This window comes from Mesorhizobium sp. BHbdii (assembly GCF_053848045.1).
Map to the genome: position 1 here is coordinate 698,323 of NZ_JBSPKX010000003.1, position 16,339 is coordinate 714,661.

A 16,339-nucleotide genomic window follows, 5' to 3' on the forward strand; every position below is an offset into this window, starting at 1 on the left:
CCACGTTTCCCCAGACCGGATTTTCGGCAAAACCGCCGACGGCCGAAATCCGGAGAGCACGCCGTTCGACATAAAGTGGGTTGCTGTCGCGGTTGCGCTCTGTATCCGCACCGAATATGTTCACCGTGAGTGAAATAAATCCGCAGAACCGGGTGGCGAGATGGCGAAGAAAGCTTCCAATTTCAGGAATGGGGCAGCCGCCAAGGCCAAGCCATCGCCGAAGGCGGTGGCAACGATCCGGACGCCACTGACCCAGGACCCGCACGCCGTTCGCGACACCCGCGAAAAGGTCCTGGAGGTCGCGATCGGCCGCGAGGTGCGGGCGTTTCGCAAAAAACTTGGCATCACCGTCGCCGATCTTGCGGCTGCCACAGACATTTCGCTTGGCATGCTGTCGAAGATCGAAAACGGCATCACTTCGCCGTCGCTGACCACTTTGCAGGCACTGTCGCGGGCGCTCGGTGTTCCGGTCACCGCTTTCTTCCGCCGTTTCGAGGAAGAGCGCAGCGCCGTCTTCGTCAAGGCCGGCGAAGGCCTCGACGTCGAGCGGCGCGGCACGCGTGCCGGCCACCAGTACAATCTGCTCGGCCATATCGGCTCCAACACCAGCGGCGTCGTCGTCGAACCCTATCTGATCACGCTGACCGAAGATTCCGATGTGTTTCCGACATTCCAGCACGAAGGCATGGAGTTCCTCTACATGCTTGAAGGCGAGGTTACCTACCGCCACGGCAACAATCTCTATCCGATGAAGCCCGGCGACAGCCTGTTCTTCGACGCCGATGCGCCGCACGGACCGGAAGTGCTGACAGTCCTGCCGATGCGCTATCTCTCGATCATCTGCTATCCGCAGAGTAGTGCGGGTTGAGAGTTCGTCTGCGAAGGACTGGGCCTCATTCCAGCGTGGGTTCCTCGCCCCCAGGGCTTGAGGGGCGGCACAAACATAGCAGGCAGAAACTTAGTCCGGCCCAAACCCCGGGCTCGTCGGGCTGCCATCATCCCGCTTCGATAACCACTCGACCAGCGTCGGCCGATAACGTGTCAGGCCTTTGTAATTGGCGAGCTCGTCGGGAAGGTCGCGGATGACGCGGTGCAGGCGCCGCGCCCATTTCGGCTGCGTCACCAGCTCATCCATCTTGATCAGGTAGCAGCGGATCGGGAAGACGATGCCGTTCGAGCGCGGCAGCCGCCAGAAGCTCTGCAATTCGACACGCAGATGGACCTTGTCGCCAACGTTTTCGGGCGTCACCGTCGCCCGGTCCGGGCCCCATTTGTGATAATTTTCCGGACTGGTGTCGAGGCGCGGATTGATCGTCATCGTCCAGTTCAGCCGCCGCGCCGGCTTGCCTTGCTGAATGTTGGTGAGGAATTTCAGCGCCCGGGTGAATATGCCCTTCTCATGCGCCAGCGGCACCGGTGCGTGCCACTCGAAGAAGTTCATGCCGATGTCGAAGTCGAGCGACCAGTCGGCCTGGGTGGTGACCATGCCGGCATCCATCCACAGATTGCCATCGCGCTGGTCGAGGATGCAGAAATCGCCTTGTGATTGCCGCGTGATGTATTCCATCGGCCCATAGGGCAGCGTCGACACGTCACCGAAGGTGAAGCTGTCGTCGATGCCGAGCGGCCGGTTGATCCAGCGCCAGCGGTCGCCGTCGCGCGTCAGCGTGAAATGCTCGGGATAGCCTGAAGCCTGCTGTTCCATTAGAAGCTCTAGCAGGTCCCAGCCGGCCAGCGTCATGTGCGGCAGCGACTGGCAGCGCAGTGGGTCTTCCGCCAGCACCAGCGCGCGGTCCTGCATCTCGGCGACATAGTGCTCGTCGACGTCGATCAGGTTTTCGAGCACACTGCCTTTCGGCCCCAGAACATGCGGCTCGATATTGACCGCATACATGTAGCTGTCTTCGTGGAACGGGAACGGAAACCGCCTGATGTGCTCCGGGCTGTTTTTGAACGTGAAGTCGTCGCGGAATGTTTCCTTGCGAAAGGTGATTCCCAAGCTCGCCTCCTATCTTTCCAGCACCAACGACCTGCCCTCGAAGCGCGAGACGCAGGGCATGATCTTCTTGCCGCAACGGTGCTCTTCCTCGCTCAGCCAATGGTCGTTGTGGATGAATTTGCCGTCATGCGCGATGACGTTGGTTTCGCACTGGCCGCAGACGCCGCCGCGGCAGAGATAGGGCGGATCGACGCCGGCGGCCTCGATCGCCTCGAGCAGGCTCTGCTGCTCGCCGACGCGGATTGTCTTGCCGCTGACCGCCAGCGTCACGTCGAAGGGGGCGCCGGGCTGCGGGGCGGCAAAATGCTCGAAATGCACGGTTTCCGTGGGCCAGCCCAGCGCAGCGGCGCGGTCGCGCACCCAGCCGATCATGCCGGACGGGCCGCAGACGTAGAGATGTGTGCCGAGCGGCTGTGACGACAGCAGCCGGTCTAACTCGATGCGCTCGTCGCGGTCGTCGTGATAGAGCCTGACGCGGCGGTCATAGCGCTCTCTGAGCACATCGGCATAGGTGCCAAGCGAGGCGGTGCGGCAGGTGTAGTGCAGCTCGAAATTGCCGCCTTCCGCTGCCAGCTGCGCGGTCTGCGCCATGAACGGCGTGATGCCGATGCCTCCCGCCAGCATCAGATGCTTCCTGGCGCGCAGATCGAGCGAAAACAGATTGACCGGGTAGCTGATCACCATCTCCATGCCGGGCCTGACATGCCTGTGCATGAACAGCGAGCCGCCGCGGCCGGCGTCGTCGCGGCGCACCGAGATCGTGTATTCGCGTGTGTCGAGCGGCGAGCCCATCAACGAATAGGGGTTGAGCCTCGTCCGCTCGCCGTCGCGCATCTCCACCACAACATGGGCGCCGCCGGAAAATGTCGGCAAAAGCTCCCCGTCGCGCCGGCGGAAATGGAAGCGCGTGACCAATTCGTTGACCGGGACGACATCGCTCACCACGACGTCAAGCTTGGTGGTGCCGGTGCTCATCGAAAGATCTCCTCCGGCGGAGGAATTTCGCTGCGGTCTTCCGCATTGATGCAGACGCCCTGGAATGCCGCGAGGCGCCTGGAATAGTGATCGCGTACCAGAAGAAGCAGGCCACAATGCGAACACGTTGCAGGCTGCGTCGTCACGTTTTCGGTGATGCCCTTGCAATGGACGCATTGGATGCGGCGCGCCAGCGAGCCGCGGTGCTCGGTCTGGATGGAGGTGTGGTCGATGCCGGCTTCGAGCGCCGCCTGCATGGCCTGGCCAATCAGCCCCTCGGTGCCGGCGAGATAGAGACGCAGGCCCATATGGGCGTTGGCCAGCGTCTGCTTCAGCCGCGGGAGGGCGCTGGCGAAGGAAGGCCCCTGGTAGAACTGCGCCGGCTTCAGCGCTTCGAGCGCGGCGACATGCTTGCTGTCATTGCCGGGGATGAAGATGATATGGGCATCGGCAAAGAAACCATCGGGCGCCTTGGCGGCCAGGTCTGTTATGGCCAGCGCTCCTTCTGCATCCGCCACGAAAAGATGGTGCTTGCCGGGCTGCGGGGACAGGGTTCCGTAGACCGGCCGGCTGATGATGCTTTTCGCTGCCATTCTCTCAGTATGCCTCAGCCTTTCGCCGTGCGCTTGGTCTTCTTCGGATCATCGAAGGGAAGCGGCTCAGCCGTCGCGCTGATGGCGCCGCTCTGGTTGCGGATCTCGAGCCTGGTGCCCTGGACGGCGCAGTCGACATCGAGCCGGGCAATGCCCATCGATTTCTTGACCAGCGGCGAATACATGGCGCAGGTTACCACACCGACCTTTTTGCCGTCGCGATAGACCGGCGCGCCCTCGTCTGCCGGCTCCTTGCCTTCGAGCAGCACGCCGAAGATCTTGAACCGCTCCTTGCCCTTGAGGCGGTAGTGCTCCTCGGCACCGCGAAAGCCTGTCTTGCCGGGGCTGACTGTGAAGTCGAGGCCGAGCTCCCACAGTGTGTCGCCGGGGCCTTCGTTCTCGAACGGATACTTCTGCGAATTGTCATAGGGATAGAACAAGAGATAGCTCTCGACGCGCAGCATGTCGAGCGTGGTGAACCGGCACGCGATGATGCCGGCGCTCTTGCCCTCGTCGAGGATGGTGTCCCAGATCGTGCCGGCATCCTGGCCACGGCAGAAGATCTCGTAGCCGCGTTCGCCGGTGTAGCCGGTGCGCGAGATCATCACCGGAAAACCGAACAGCCGGGTCTGCATGTGGTGGAAGTAGTTGAGGTCGCGAATGCCCGGCACATGCTTTGCCAGATAATCGACGGCTATCGGCCCCTGCAGCGAAAGGTCGTGCAGATTGTCGTCGAAACGCAGTGATACATCGCGGCCCATGGCGGCCCGCTGCAACTCCTCGTGGCCGGTGCCCGAACCGTGCACGACCATCCAGGCATTCGGGCCGGTGCGGTAGAGAATGCAGTCGTCGGTGAACTTGCCGGCCTCGTTCAGCATGCAGGCATAGGCCGACTTGCCGGGATAGATCTTCTCCACGTCGCGCGTCGTCGCGAGGTCGATCAGATGCGAGGCATGCGGCCCGGTGATGTGGACCTTCTTCAGGCCCGACACATCCATCAGCCCGGCCTTGGTGCGGATGGCGACATACTCCTCGTCGGCGTCCTTGTCGTAGGTCCAGGCGGTGCCCATCCCGCTCCAGTCTTCGAGCTTCGAACCGAGCGCACGATGGCGATCCGCCAAGGTCGAAAATCTCCAGGATGCGGTCATGGAATTGCTTCTCCTCACACGATTGCCGGTGTTTCGCCGCCCAAGGGCACTGAGGGCCCGGCGACGGTCCGCGCCATATTGACTCAAAACTCCAAAAGCGCGCAATACTAAGATGCAAAAAGTTTTACTCAGAGGCAAGGAACGCAACTGAACGGAGGGGACATGAAATGGAAGGGAATCTCAACGCTCTAACGACCATTTTCACGGAATTCTATTACTGGGTGACAATCGTCATGATGTTCCTGATCCATGTCGGGTTCTGCATGTACGAGGTCGGCGTGTCGCGCCGGCGAAATCATCTGAAAACGCTTATGAAGAACGCGATGGCGATCCCGCTCGTCACGATCACGTTCTATTTCTTCGGCTGGTGGATCTATTTCGGTTTCCCCAATGGGCCGGGCATCGCCGGCGGACTTGTCACCGCACCATTTGCCGAACCATGGAATCCGCTGATGGGCACCCACCTCTCCGGTGTCAATCCAGGCGAGACGGGGGTCACCCCTACCGATGCCGCGCTGTGGCATCGCCTCAATGGCGTGTTCTGGGGCGCCTTCCTGCTGTTCTCCATCACGACGGCGTCGATCATCTCGGGTTCGATCATAGAACGCGTGCGCTCGGGTGCGTTCTGGATCGTCGCGGTGCTGGTCGGTTCGGTCCTGTGGATCCTCGACGCGTCCTGGGGCTGGCATCCGCAAGGCTGGATGGTGAAGCTCTGGGGCTATCATGATGCCTATGCATCGGGCGTCGTGCACGCGATCGCGGGCGGAGCGGCACTCGCCTTTCTCATCGTGTTGGGTCCGCGCATCGGCAAGTTCAGGCCCGATGGCACGGCGCGCGACATCCCACCTCACAATGTGTGGCTGGTCACGATCGGCCTGTTCCTGATCTTCACCGGCTTCTGGGGCTTCTACGCCGCGTGCAACATTCCGCTGATCAGCCCGGCCACGATTGCCGGCCAGATCACCGGCGAGACCTGGACGGCGACCAACATCTATCTCGCGCCGACCACGCTCTCGGCGATCACCTTCAACTTCCTGATGTCGCTGTCGGGCGGTATGCTGGCCGGCTACATCGTCTCTAAAGGCGACCCCTTCTGGACATTCTCGATGGGGCTTTGCGGCATTATCTCGGCCTCAGCCGGCAATGACCTCTATCACCCGATCCAGGCACTGCTGATCGGCGCGATCGTCCCGACCATCTGCTACAACCTGCACTATTTCGTCGAACGCCGCTTCAAGATCGACGATGCGGTCGGCGCCGTCGCCGTGCACGGTTATGGCGGATTCCTCGGGGTCGTGGTGGCGGGCTTCATGCTGTGGGGACAGCCGTCCTCGCCCTATGAGGGCTTCGCGCACATCAACCCGCTCGGCAATTTCGCTGGTGCGGTGCTGATGTTCGTGCTCGGTTTCGTCCCCACTTTCGTGGTCTGCAAGATCCTCAACAGCATGAACCTCCTGCGCGTACCGGCGAAGGTGGAACTCGAGGGCGTCGACTTCGCCCTCAATCATGCTTTCGAGGCGTCGGTCCGCGAAGTGGGAACCGCCGAAAAAGCCATGATCAAATAGTCAACGGGCAAGGAGAACCGCAATGTCTACCAATGGAATGGAAAGCTGGGCCGTGGACCTCAAGGACGTCGGCGCGATCTACCCGTTTCAGGGTTCCGAAGTCGTGATGGTGATCATCGCCCTCGTCTTCTGGATCGGATGGCACGTCCTCCAGACGCGTCACGAGAGTGCTGAAATCGAGGCCGATATGGCTGCGGATCGCACTGGAGATGAGACGAGAAAGGCGATCGACCGCCATTAAGTCGCCGACGGTCGTCTGGCGCGTCATTTGCGCCAGACGACTTGTCCAAGATGAAAAAAACTTTCATACGAGTTGAATTCGACTCATGAAGCTGGTAGCAGCTAAATCATACCTCATCTCGGGAGCCTGACATGTGCGGAATCGTCGGACTGTTTTTGAAGGACAAGTCGCTCGAGCCCCGGCTCGGCTCGATGCTTTCGGAGATGCTGATCTCGCTCAGCGATCGCGGTCCCGACAGCGCCGGCATCGCCATCTATGGAGCGCCATCCGGCAACGAGGCCAAGATCACCATCCAGTCGGCCAAGCCGGAGCACGATTTCCGCAACCTTGACGCCGAACTCGCCAGGGCGATCGGAACGCCGGTGAACATCGCAGTGAAATCGACGCATGCGGTCGTCAGGACCACGCCCGACAAGATCGATGAAGTGCGCGAGGCCATCCAGGCGTTGCGCCCCGATATCCGCATCATGGGCGCCGGCGATGTCGTCGAAATCTACAAGGAGGTCGGCTTGCCCGAAGCGGTCGTCGATCGCTTCGACGTGCGCAGCATGACCGGTACGCACGGCATCGGCCACACCCGTATGGCGACGGAATCGGCGGTGACGACGATGGGCGCGCATCCGTTCTCGACCGGCGCCGACCAGTGTCTGGTGCACAACGGCTCCCTGTCCAATCACAACAATGTCCGTCGCGAGCTGATCCGCGAAGGCATGAAATTCGAGACCGAGAACGACACCGAAGTCGCGGCCGCCTATCTCTCCTCGCAGATGGCGCATGGCAAGAATCTCGGCGAGGCGCTGGAAGGCACGCTGAGCGACCTCGACGGCTTCTTCACCTTTGTCGTCGGCACCAAGAACGGCTTCGGCGTGGTGCGCGATCCGATCGCCTGCAAGCCTGCCGTCATGGCCGAGACCGACCAGTATGTCGCCTTCGGCTCGGAATATCGCGCGCTCACTAAGCTGCCCGGCATCGACAATGCGAGGGTCTGGGAGCCCGAGCCCGCAACCGTCTATTTCTGGGAGCATTGAGCTCATGCCGGCAATCAACGTCTCCAAGGCGACCCGCGAGCAAGACCATGAGCAGCGTCGGGCGTCGACGGTCTTCGACCTGGCCGAAATGCCGCTGCGCGAGCTCAACCAGGCGCTACACAATCTGACCCCTGGTTCGAACGAGACCGCCTGGGAAGTGCTGAACCCGAAAGGCAGCCATTCGGTCGCCGTCGGCGTCGACCAGCCGATCACGATCGATGTCCGCGGCAGCGTCGGCTATTATTGCGGCGGCATGAACGACGGCAGCGCCATTACCGTGCATGGCTCGGCGGGACCCGGCGTCGGCGAAAACATGATGTCGGGTTCGATAACGGTCAAAGGCGATGCCAGCCAGTATGCCGGCGCCACCGGCAGGGGCGGGCTGCTGGTCATCGAGGGCAATGCGTCGTCGCGCTGCGGCATCTCGATGAAGGGCATCGACATCGTCGTCCACGGCAATATCGGCCACATGTCGGCCTTCATGGCGCAATCCGGCAATCTGGTGGTGCTGGGCGATGCCGGCGACGCGCTCGGCGATTCCATCTACGAGGCGCGGCTGTTCGTGCGCGGCAAGGTCGAAAGCCTCGGCGCCGACTGCATCGCCAAGGAGATGCGGCCAGAGCATCTGGAACTCCTGCAGGGCCTTCTCGACCGTGCCGGCGCGACCGGCGTCAAGGCGGCGGAGTTCAAGCGTTACGGCTCGGCGCGCACGCTCTACAATTTCAACATCGACAACGCCGACGCGTATTGAGGCTCAATGACCTATCGCAACCCGCCGACGACGCCGCGCAAATCCGCGACTTTCGACGACTACACGCTCTCCGAGATCCGCCGCGCGGCGGCGACCGGCATCTATGATATTCGCGGCGCCGGCGCCAAGCGCAAGCTTCCGCATTTCGACGACCTGCTGGTGCTCGGCGCCTCGATCTCGCGCTATCCGCTCGAAGGCTATCGCGAGCGCTGCGACACCAGCGTGGTGCTGGGTTCGCGCCATGCGAAAAAGCCGATCGAGCTGAAAATCCCGATTACCATCGCCGGCATGAGTTTCGGGTCGCTGTCCGGCCCGGCGAAGGAAGCGCTCGGCCGCGGCGCGACGCTGTCGGGCACCTCGACGACCACCGGCGACGGCGGCATGACCGAGGAAGAGCGTGGCCATTCCAAGACGCTGGTCTACCAGTATCTGCCATCGCGTTACGGCATGAACCCGCGCGATTTGCGGCGGGCGGATGCTATCGAGATCGTGGTCGGCCAGGGCGCCAAGCCCGGCGGCGGCGGCATGCTGCTTGGCCAAAAGATCTCCGACCGCGTCGCCGAAATGCGCACGCTGCCGAAGGGTATCGACCAGCGCTCGGCTTCGCGCCATCCCGACTGGACCGGGCCTGACGATCTGGAAATCAAGATCCTTGAACTGCGCGAAATCACCGACTGGGAAAAGCCGATCTACGTCAAGGTCGGCGGCGCGCGGCCCTATTACGACACAGCCCTTGCGGTTAAGTCAGGCGCCGACGTCGTCGTGATCGACGGCATGCAGGGCGGCACCGCCGCCACCCAGGAAGTGTTCATCGAGAATGTCGGCCAGCCGACGCTTGCCTGCATCAGGCCGGCGGTGCAGGCACTGCAGGATCTCGGCATGCACCGCAAGGTGCAGCTGATCGTCTCCGGCGGCATCCGCAATGGCGCCGACGTCGCCAAGGCGCTGGCGCTCGGCGTCGACGCGGTGTCGATCGGCACGGCCGCACTTGTCGCACTCGGCGACAACGATCCGCGCTGGGAGGCGGACTATAACGAGCTCGGCACTACCGCCGGCGCCTATGACGACTGGCATGAGGGGCGCGACCCGGCCGGCATCACCACGCAAGACCCCCAACTAATGAAACGGGTCGATCCGATAGCGGCCGGCCGACGGCTGGCGAATTATCTTAAGGTGATGACGCTGGAGGCGCAGACGATCGCGCGTGCCTGCGGCAAGAACAGCCTGCACAATCTCGAGCCCGAGGATCTTGTCGCGCTGACGATCGAAGCCGCCGCCATGGCCGGCGTGCCGCTGGCCGGCACCAACTGGATACCGGGGAAGAACGGCTTCTAAGATATATCAAACCACCAAGAATGCCATAAGCGAGGAACTACAATGGGGAACGATCTCGCCGCCTTTGCCAAAGAGAACGGCGTCAAATATTTCATGATTTCCTACACCGACCTGTTCGGTGGGCAGCGCGCCAAGCTGGTGCCGGCGCAAGCCATCGCCGACATGCAGAAGGACGGTGCCGGCTTTGCCGGCTTTGCCACCTGGCTCGACCTGACGCCGGCGCATCCAGACATGCTGGCGGTGCCGGATCCGGATTCGGTCATCCAGCTGCCGTGGAAGCCGGAAGTCGCCTGGATTGCTGCCAATTGCATTATGGACGAAAAATCGGTCGAGCAAGCGCCGCGCAACACGCTGAGGCGGCTGATTGACGAGGCGGCCGGCGACGGTATGCATGTCAAGACCGGCGTCGAGGCCGAGTTCTTCCTGATCTCGCCGGACGGCAAGACGATTTCCGACGAATACGACACGGCGTCAAAGCCCTGCTACGACCAGCAGGCGGTGATGCGCCGCTACGATGTCATCGCCGAGATCTGCGACCACATGCTGGCACTCGGCTGGGGCCCCTACCAGAACGACCATGAGGACGCCAACGGCCAGTTCGAGATGAACTGGGCCTTCGACGACGCGCTGGCGACCGCCGACAAGCATTCCTTCTTCAAGTTCATGGTGAAATCCGTTGCCGAAAAGCACGGCCTGCGCGCGACCTTCATGCCAAAACCGTTCCCCGGCCTGACCGGCAATGGCTGCCATGCCCATATCTCGGTGTGGGACAAGGACGGCAAGACCAATGTCTTTGCCGACAACGCCATGGAGCTCGGCCTGTCGGCGAAGGGCAAGAATTTTCTCGGCGGCATCATGAAACATGCCTCCGCACTTGCTGCGATCACCAACCCGACGGTCAATTCCTACAAGCGCATCAATGCGCCGCGCACCATTTCGGGCGCCACCTGGGCGCCGAACTCGGTGACCTGGACCGGCAACAACCGCACCCACATGGTGCGCGTGCCCGGCCCCGGCCGTTTCGAGCTGCGCCTGCCCGACGGCGCGGCAAACCCTTATCTGCTGCAGGCCGTCATCATCGCCGCCGGCCTCGACGGCATCCGCTCGAAGGCCGATCCGGGCAGGCGCTACGACATCGACATGTACCAGTTCGGCCATACGGTGGAGGGCGCGCCGAAGCTGCCGCTCAACCTGCTCGATGCTTTGCGCGAGTTCGACAATGACAAATCGCTCAAGGCGGCGCTGGGTGAGGAATTCTCGTCGGCTTATCTAAAGCTCAAGCACCAGGAATGGAATTCCTATGCTTCCCACTTCACCCAGTGGGAGCGTGACCACACGCTGGATATCTAGAGCATCGGACCGAAAAGTGTGAAGCGGTTTTCGGATGATTCCGATGCGCCAAGAAAGGTCCTGCGTGGCGCGAGCGATCTCGGAATAGATTTATGAAATACTCGATCTTCTCCCTCGCCCGCGCCGCGTTTTCCGGCCACAAGACCTGGCAGCGCACCTGGCGCGACGCCAGCCCGAAGGATCACTACGACGTGGTGATCATCGGCGGTGGCGGCCACGGCCTGGCGACGGCGTGGTTCCTGGCCAGCGAGTACGGCATCAGGAATGTCGCCGTGCTGGAAAAAGGCTGGATCGGCTCCGGCAATGCCGGCCGCAACACCACCATCATCCGCTCCAATTACGGGCTGCCCGGCAACACCGGCTTCTACGAACTGTCGATGAAGCTGTGGGAGCGCATGGAGCAGGATCTCAACTACAACACGATGGTCAGCCAGCGCGGCGTCATCAACCTCTACCACTCCGATGCGCAGCGCGACGCCTATGCGCGGCGCGGCAACACGATGCGCATCAACGGCATCGACGCCGAGCTGCTCGACCTGGCGGCGGTCAAGAAGATGATGCCGTTCCTGAACTTCGACAATGCACGCTTTCCCGTGCAAGGCGGGCTGCTGCAGCGGCGCGGCGGCACGGCGCGCCACGACGCGGTGGTCTGGGGCTACGCCCATGCGGCGAGCGCGCTCGGCGTCGACATCATCCAGAACTGCGAGGTGACAGGTTTTTCGCGCGACGCCAACGGCAAAGTGACCGGCGTCGAGACTTCCCGCGGCACAATCGGCGCCGGCAAGGTCGGCATGGCCGTCGCCGGCAGTTCGTCGCGTGTCGCGGCTATGGCGGGCCTGCGCCTGCCGATCGAAAGCCATGTGCTGCAGGCCTTCGTCTCCGAGGCGATCAAGCCGCTGATCCCCAACGTCATGACCTTCGGCGCCGGCCATTTCTATGTCAGCCAGTCCGACAAGGGCGGGCTGGTCTTCGGCGGCGACATAGACGGCTACAATTCCTATGCCCAGCGCGGCAACATGCCGGTCATGGAAGACGTCTGCGAGGGCGGCATGGCGCTGATGCCGATGATCGGCCGCGTGCGCCTCTTGCGCCAGTGGGGCGGCATTATGGACATGTCGATGGACGGTTCGCCGATCATCGACAAGACGCCGGTGGACGGGCTCTACCTCAATGCCGGCTGGTGCTATGGCGGCTTCAAGGCGACGCCCGGCTCCGGCCTCGTCTTTGCCCATCTTCTGGCCCGCGACGAACTGCACACAGAAGCGGCGCGGTTCCGCCTCGACCGGTTCCGGCGGGGTGCTGTGATCGATGAAAAGGGCGTCGGCGCCCAACCGAACCTGCACTGAGGACGGTCCAAAAAGCATGCGTATTGTCTGTCCCTTCTGCGGCGAACGCGAACTCGGCGAGTTCAGCTATCTCGGCGACGCCAAGCCGGTGCGTCCGGCAGCCGGCGCCCCGGAGGACGACGTGTTCGACTATGTCTACCTGCGCGACAACATTGCCGGTGCGATGAGCGAACATTGGTACCATGCTGGCGGCTGCCGGGCCTGGCTGAAGATCACCCGCAACACGCTGACACACGAGATTTCGTCGGTTGAGCCGGCGGCGGGCGTTGGCGCTGCAAAGGTTGGCGCCTGATGGTTAGTCACGCGCAGACGCACCGGCTGGAGAGCGGCGGCCTCATCGACCGCTCGGCGCCGCTGAACTTTCGCTTCGACGGCAAAACCTTTGCCGGCTTCCAGGGCGACACCCTTGCCTCGGCGCTGATCGCCAATGGCGTCAAGCTGGTCGGCCGATCGTTCAAATACCACCGGCCGCGCGGCATCCTGACATCAGGCTCGGAAGAACCCACCGCGCTGGTCGAGCTGCGCACGGGCGCGCGGCGCGAGCCGAACACCAAGGCGACCACGGCAGAACTTTATGACGGTCTGGAAGCGGCCAGCCAGAACTGCTGGCCGTCGCTGCGCCACGACCTGATGGCGGTGAACCAGCTGTTCTCGCCGATCTTCGTCGCCGGCTTCTACTACAAGACCTTCATGTGGCCGGCGAAGTTCTGGGAAGCGATCTACGAGCCGGCGATCCGCCGCGCCGCAGGGCTTGGACGCGCACCTGGCGTCGCCGATCCCGACCATTACGACAAGGCCTGGGCGTATTGCGACGTGCTGATCGCCGGCTCCGGCCCAGCCGGGCTGGCGGCAGCGCTCGCCGCGGGGCGCTGCGGCGCCCGCGTCATCCTGTGCGAGGAAGATTTTGCGCTCGGCGGCCGCCTGCTTGCCGACGGCGGCACGATCGACGGAATGCCGGCGGCCGAATGGATTTCCCGCACCCTGGCCGAACTCGCCACGCTGCCCGATGTTCGCATCATGAACCGCACGACGCTGTTTGGCGTCTATGATGGCGGCACCTATGGCGCGATCGAACGGGTCAACGATCATCTGCCCTCGCCGCCCAAACACCAGGTGCGCCAGCGGCTGTGGCGGATCGTGGCCAAGCGCTGTGTCGTTGCCGCCGGCGCCATCGAACGGCCAATCGTCTTTGCCGGCAATGACACACCCGGCGTGATGATGGCTTCGGCGATGCGGACCTACGTCGCGCGCTATGCGGCGACCCCTGCGAAGAGGATCGCCCTGTTCACCAACAATGAGGATGGCTGGCGCACAGTCGAGACCGCGCTCAGTGCCGGATTGCAGATCGCGGCCGTCGTCGATGCTCGCCCAGATGTGTCCGCCGTGCATCGCGCGCTTGCCGCCAAAGCCGGCTTTCCCGTGCTGAACGGTTCGGTCGCCGGTGTCGAAGGCGGCAAGGACGGTGTCAGGAAAATCTCGATATCGCTGACCGGCGGCGCACGCGCGGAAGTCGAAGCCGACGGACTTGCCGTTTCCGGCGGCTGGAACCCGGCGGTCGGGCTGACCTCATACCATCGCGGCCGGCCGAAATGGCAGGACGATATATCAGCCTTCGTGCCGGACGGCGCCCCTCCGGGCATGGTGGCCGCCGGTGCTGCCAACGGCGCCTTCGGCCTCGGCGCATGCCTGAGCCAAGGGCTTTCCGCCGGTGCGGCAGCGGCACACAGTGCCGGACACAACGGCAATGCCGGCACGCCGCCAGTCGCCGACGACGAGACTTTTTCACTGACTCCGCTCTGGCATGTCGCCGGCAAAGGGAAGGCCTTTGTCGACTACCAGCATGATGTCACCGCTTCGGACATCGAACTGGCGCAGCGCGAAGGCTTTGAATCGGTCGAGCATCTCAAGCGCTATACGACGCTCGGCATGGCCACCGACCAGGGCAAGACCTCGAACGTCGCCGGCCTCGCCATCCTGGCGGCGGTATCAGGCAAGTCCATTCCCGAGACCGGCACGACGATCTACCGTCCGCCCTATGTGCCGGTCGCCATCGGCGCCTTTGCCGGCCATCATCGCGATGAGTACTTCCATGCGACAAGGCTGACGCCATCGCATCACTGGGCAGCCGAACAGGGCGCGGTGTTCGTCGACACCGGCCTGTGGAAGCGTGCGCAATGGTATCCACGCGCCGGCGAGAAGGACTGGCTGGAATCGGTCACCCGCGAGGTCAAGGCGGTGCGCTCTGGCGTCGGCTTCTGCGACGTCTCGACGCTTGGCAAGATCGACGTGCACGGACCGGATGCCGGCGCCTTCCTCGACCGCGTCTACATCAACACCTTCTCCAATCTTGCGGTGGGAAAAGCGCGCTACGGGCTGATGCTGCGGGAGGACGGCATGGTCTATGACGACGGCACCACGTCGCGGCTGGCCGAAGACCATTATTTTCTGACCACCACCACCGCCAAAGCCGGGCCGGTGATGCAGCATCTCGAATTCTGCCGGCAGGTGCTGTTTCCTCAACTCGACGTGCAGCTGACATCCGTCTCCGACCAGTGGGCGCAATTCTCGATCGCCGGGCCGAAGACCCGGGACCTGGTTCGCGAAATGATCGATCCAGCCGAGGATTTGTCGAATGAGGGCTTTCCGTTCTTGGGGGCGCGGGAAGTAGCGCTTCGCGGCGGCATCAAGGCACGGCTGTTCCGCATCTCGTTCTCCGGCGAGATGGCGTTCGAGATTTCCGTTCCCGCCCGCTACGGCGACGCGCTGGTGCGCAATCTGATGCTGGCCGGCAAACAATTCGGCGTGACGCCTTATGGCACCGAGGCGCTCGGCGTCATGCGCATCGAAAAGGGCCATGTCGCCGGACCGGAGCTGAATGGCACGACGACGGCCGCCGACCTCGGGCTTGGCAAGATGATGTCGACCAAGAAGGATTTTATCGGCCGCGTCATGGCCGGGCGCGAGGCGCTGGCGGCAGCGGATCGGCAGGTCGTGGTTGGCATCAAACCGACCGACAAGACGCGCCGCCTGCGCTCCGGCGCACATGTCATTCCGAAGGGCGAGATACCAGGTTTCGCCAACGATCAGGGCTATGTCACGTCGGTCTGCTTCTCGCCGACGCTCGACCAGTGGATTGGGCTGGCGCTTGTCGAGCGCGGCCGCGAGCGGATCGGCGAGATCGTCCATGCGCATGACCCGCTCCGCGGCGAGGATTACGATGTCGAGCTGTGCAATCCCGTCTTTTACGATCCGGATGGAGGGCGCCAGCGTGGCTGAATTTTCGTGGCTTCCCCGCAGTCCGCTGGAGCACGCGCTTGTTGCGGGCGCTTATGGCGCGCGCGAGGTCGCGCCTGGCATTTTCCTCACTGAAGTTCGTAATTTCGAGTTGATCCAGGTGATGGCGCGGCGCGGCAAAGGAGCGGAACTGGCAAGCGCCACCACAGCCCGTTTCGGCATGGCGGCTCCGGAAGTGCCGAAGGCGGTCAGCGCTTCGGACGTGATGCTCATCTGGTCGGGACCGGATCAGTTCCTCGTCTTATCGAAGGGCGGTAAGTACACGATAAACACATTGAGCCAGGCGTTTTCGCAATCCGCCTCGCTGTCGGACCAGTCGCATGCGCGCGCCTGGATCAGCCTCTCGGGAGCCAAGGCGCGCACCATGCTGGCGAAATTGTCGTCGATCGATCTGCACCCGACGGCGTTTCCGATCGGCGCCGCTGCCGCGACGTCGATCGACCATACCAGCGTCAATCTCTGGCGCGGCGATGACGGGCCGGATGGGCAGGCGGTGTTCAATCTTCTGCTGTTTGCAACCTTCGCCGAAAGCTTGTGGCACACAATGCTCGACGCGGCCGCCGAATACGGCGTCGACATCAGGCATTCCGAGGAATTCGCGTAAAATTTCATCCGCGTGTGTGCGGCCGGCACGAAGCCTCACCTTGCCAAGTCCGGCCTTGCTGCCTATTCTTTCTGCTAAAATAATTTCACGTACAGGCAAACTTGTTTCTC

At 62.9% G+C, this 16,339-nt stretch carries 15 protein-coding genes; 11 read left to right on the forward strand and 4 right to left on the reverse strand.

The window, feature by feature from the left end; genetic code table 11:
- Nucleotides 1–160 precede the first annotated feature (160 nt).
- Nucleotides 161–868, forward strand: a complete 708-nt coding sequence (locus ACWTU8_RS20165) for a helix-turn-helix domain-containing protein (RefSeq protein ID WP_455849527.1) — start codon at nt 161–163, stop codon at nt 866–868.
- Nucleotides 869–958: 90 nt separating this feature from the next.
- Here ACWTU8_RS20165 and ACWTU8_RS20170 read toward each other — a convergent pair whose 3' ends face one another.
- Genes ACWTU8_RS20170 through ACWTU8_RS20185 form a run of 4 tightly spaced genes read right to left on the reverse strand, consistent with a single transcriptional unit; the run spans nt 959 to nt 4,715 of the window.
- On the reverse strand, nt 959–1,999 hold the full coding sequence (locus ACWTU8_RS20170; protein WP_292074552.1) for a heme-dependent oxidative N-demethylase family protein: 1,041 nt from the start codon (nt 1,997–1,999) through the stop codon (nt 959–961).
- 9 nt (nt 2,000–2,008) lie between these two features.
- Nucleotides 2,009–2,974, reverse strand: coding sequence for a PDR/VanB family oxidoreductase (locus ACWTU8_RS20175; protein WP_455849528.1), 966 nt, complete (start codon nt 2,972–2,974; stop codon nt 2,009–2,011).
- The gene (locus ACWTU8_RS20180; protein WP_455849529.1) at nt 2,971–3,567 is read right to left on the reverse strand and encodes a dimethylamine monooxygenase subunit DmmA family protein; all 597 of its coding nucleotides are present in this window, start codon (nt 3,565–3,567) and stop codon (nt 2,971–2,973) included. The genes ACWTU8_RS20175 and ACWTU8_RS20180 overlap by 4 nt, the downstream gene beginning before the upstream one ends.
- A 14-nt stretch (nt 3,568–3,581) precedes the next feature.
- On the reverse strand, nt 3,582–4,715 hold the full coding sequence (locus tag ACWTU8_RS20185; RefSeq protein ID WP_455849530.1) for an aminomethyltransferase family protein: 1,134 nt from the start codon (nt 4,713–4,715) through the stop codon (nt 3,582–3,584).
- A 167-nt stretch (nt 4,716–4,882) separates the two neighbouring features.
- Here ACWTU8_RS20185 and ACWTU8_RS20190 point away from each other — a divergent pair, with 167 nt between their 5' ends.
- The 10 genes from ACWTU8_RS20190 (at nt 4,883) to ACWTU8_RS20235 (ending at nt 16,229) form a co-directional block, all read left to right on the forward strand.
- Nucleotides 4,883–6,280 (forward strand): ammonium transporter, encoded by a 1,398-nt coding sequence (locus ACWTU8_RS20190; RefSeq protein ID WP_455849531.1) that lies wholly within the window; start codon nt 4,883–4,885, stop codon nt 6,278–6,280.
- A gap of 22 nt (nt 6,281–6,302) precedes the next feature.
- Nucleotides 6,303–6,521 (forward strand): hypothetical protein, encoded by a 219-nt coding sequence (locus tag ACWTU8_RS20195; protein ID WP_455849532.1) that lies wholly within the window; start codon nt 6,303–6,305, stop codon nt 6,519–6,521.
- Between the two features lie 131 nt (nt 6,522–6,652).
- Complete coding sequence (locus ACWTU8_RS20200; RefSeq protein ID WP_029355349.1) at nt 6,653–7,549, forward strand: class II glutamine amidotransferase; 897 nt, start codon at nt 6,653–6,655, stop codon at nt 7,547–7,549.
- A gap of 4 nt (nt 7,550–7,553) precedes the next feature.
- On the forward strand, nt 7,554–8,300 hold the full coding sequence (locus ACWTU8_RS20205) for a GltB/FmdC/FwdC-like GXGXG domain-containing protein (RefSeq protein ID WP_455849533.1): 747 nt from the start codon (nt 7,554–7,556) through the stop codon (nt 8,298–8,300).
- 6 nt (nt 8,301–8,306) lie between these two features.
- Nucleotides 8,307–9,635 carry an FMN-binding glutamate synthase family protein gene (locus ACWTU8_RS20210; RefSeq protein ID WP_455849534.1) on the forward strand — a complete coding sequence of 443 codons (1,329 nt, stop codon included), beginning with the start codon at nt 8,307–8,309 and terminating at the stop codon, nt 9,633–9,635.
- 42 nt (nt 9,636–9,677) lie between these two features.
- Nucleotides 9,678–10,985 (forward strand): type III glutamate--ammonia ligase, encoded by a 1,308-nt coding sequence (gene glnT, locus ACWTU8_RS20215; RefSeq protein WP_455849535.1) that lies wholly within the window; start codon nt 9,678–9,680, stop codon nt 10,983–10,985.
- A 92-nt stretch (nt 10,986–11,077) separates the two neighbouring features.
- Complete coding sequence (locus ACWTU8_RS20220) at nt 11,078–12,331, forward strand: sarcosine oxidase subunit beta family protein (RefSeq protein WP_455849536.1); 1,254 nt, start codon at nt 11,078–11,080, stop codon at nt 12,329–12,331.
- A gap of 16 nt (nt 12,332–12,347) precedes the next feature.
- The gene (locus ACWTU8_RS20225) at nt 12,348–12,623 is read left to right on the forward strand and encodes a sarcosine oxidase subunit delta (protein WP_455849537.1); all 276 of its coding nucleotides are present in this window, start codon (nt 12,348–12,350) and stop codon (nt 12,621–12,623) included.
- Complete coding sequence (locus ACWTU8_RS20230) at nt 12,623–15,607, forward strand: sarcosine oxidase subunit alpha (protein WP_455849538.1); 2,985 nt, start codon at nt 12,623–12,625, stop codon at nt 15,605–15,607. Before ACWTU8_RS20225 ends, ACWTU8_RS20230 begins: the two co-directional genes overlap by 1 nt.
- The gene (locus tag ACWTU8_RS20235) at nt 15,600–16,229 is read left to right on the forward strand and encodes a sarcosine oxidase subunit gamma (protein ID WP_455849539.1); all 630 of its coding nucleotides are present in this window, start codon (nt 15,600–15,602) and stop codon (nt 16,227–16,229) included. The genes ACWTU8_RS20230 and ACWTU8_RS20235 overlap by 8 nt, the downstream gene beginning before the upstream one ends.
- Nucleotides 16,230–16,339: the final 110 nt, after the last annotated feature.

What these genes read in the sequence shown, in the direction of transcription:
- ACWTU8_RS20175 (WP_455849528.1), bottom strand. Translation starts at nt 2,974, where the DNA reads ATGAGCACCGGCACCACCAAGCTTGACGTCGTGGTGAGCGATGTCGTC.
- glnT (WP_455849535.1), top strand. Translation starts at nt 9,678, where the DNA reads ATGGGGAACGATCTCGCCGCCTTTGCCAAAGAGAACGGCGTCAAATAT.
- ACWTU8_RS20165 (WP_455849527.1), top strand. Translation starts at nt 161, where the DNA reads ATGGCGAAGAAAGCTTCCAATTTCAGGAATGGGGCAGCCGCCAAGGCC.
- ACWTU8_RS20180 (WP_455849529.1), bottom strand. Translation starts at nt 3,567, where the DNA reads ATGGCAGCGAAAAGCATCATCAGCCGGCCGGTCTACGGAACCCTGTCC.
- ACWTU8_RS20185 (WP_455849530.1), bottom strand. Translation starts at nt 4,715, where the DNA reads ATGACCGCATCCTGGAGATTTTCGACCTTGGCGGATCGCCATCGTGCG.
- ACWTU8_RS20230 (WP_455849538.1), top strand. Translation starts at nt 12,623, where the DNA reads ATGGTTAGTCACGCGCAGACGCACCGGCTGGAGAGCGGCGGCCTCATC.
- ACWTU8_RS20205 (WP_455849533.1), top strand. Translation starts at nt 7,554, where the DNA reads ATGCCGGCAATCAACGTCTCCAAGGCGACCCGCGAGCAAGACCATGAG.
- ACWTU8_RS20210 (WP_455849534.1), top strand. Translation starts at nt 8,307, where the DNA reads ATGACCTATCGCAACCCGCCGACGACGCCGCGCAAATCCGCGACTTTC.
- ACWTU8_RS20225 (WP_455849537.1), top strand. Translation starts at nt 12,348, where the DNA reads ATGCGTATTGTCTGTCCCTTCTGCGGCGAACGCGAACTCGGCGAGTTC.
- ACWTU8_RS20200 (WP_029355349.1), top strand. Translation starts at nt 6,653, where the DNA reads ATGTGCGGAATCGTCGGACTGTTTTTGAAGGACAAGTCGCTCGAGCCC.
- ACWTU8_RS20220 (WP_455849536.1), top strand. Translation starts at nt 11,078, where the DNA reads ATGAAATACTCGATCTTCTCCCTCGCCCGCGCCGCGTTTTCCGGCCAC.
- ACWTU8_RS20195 (WP_455849532.1), top strand. Translation starts at nt 6,303, where the DNA reads ATGTCTACCAATGGAATGGAAAGCTGGGCCGTGGACCTCAAGGACGTC.
- ACWTU8_RS20190 (WP_455849531.1), top strand. Translation starts at nt 4,883, where the DNA reads ATGGAAGGGAATCTCAACGCTCTAACGACCATTTTCACGGAATTCTAT.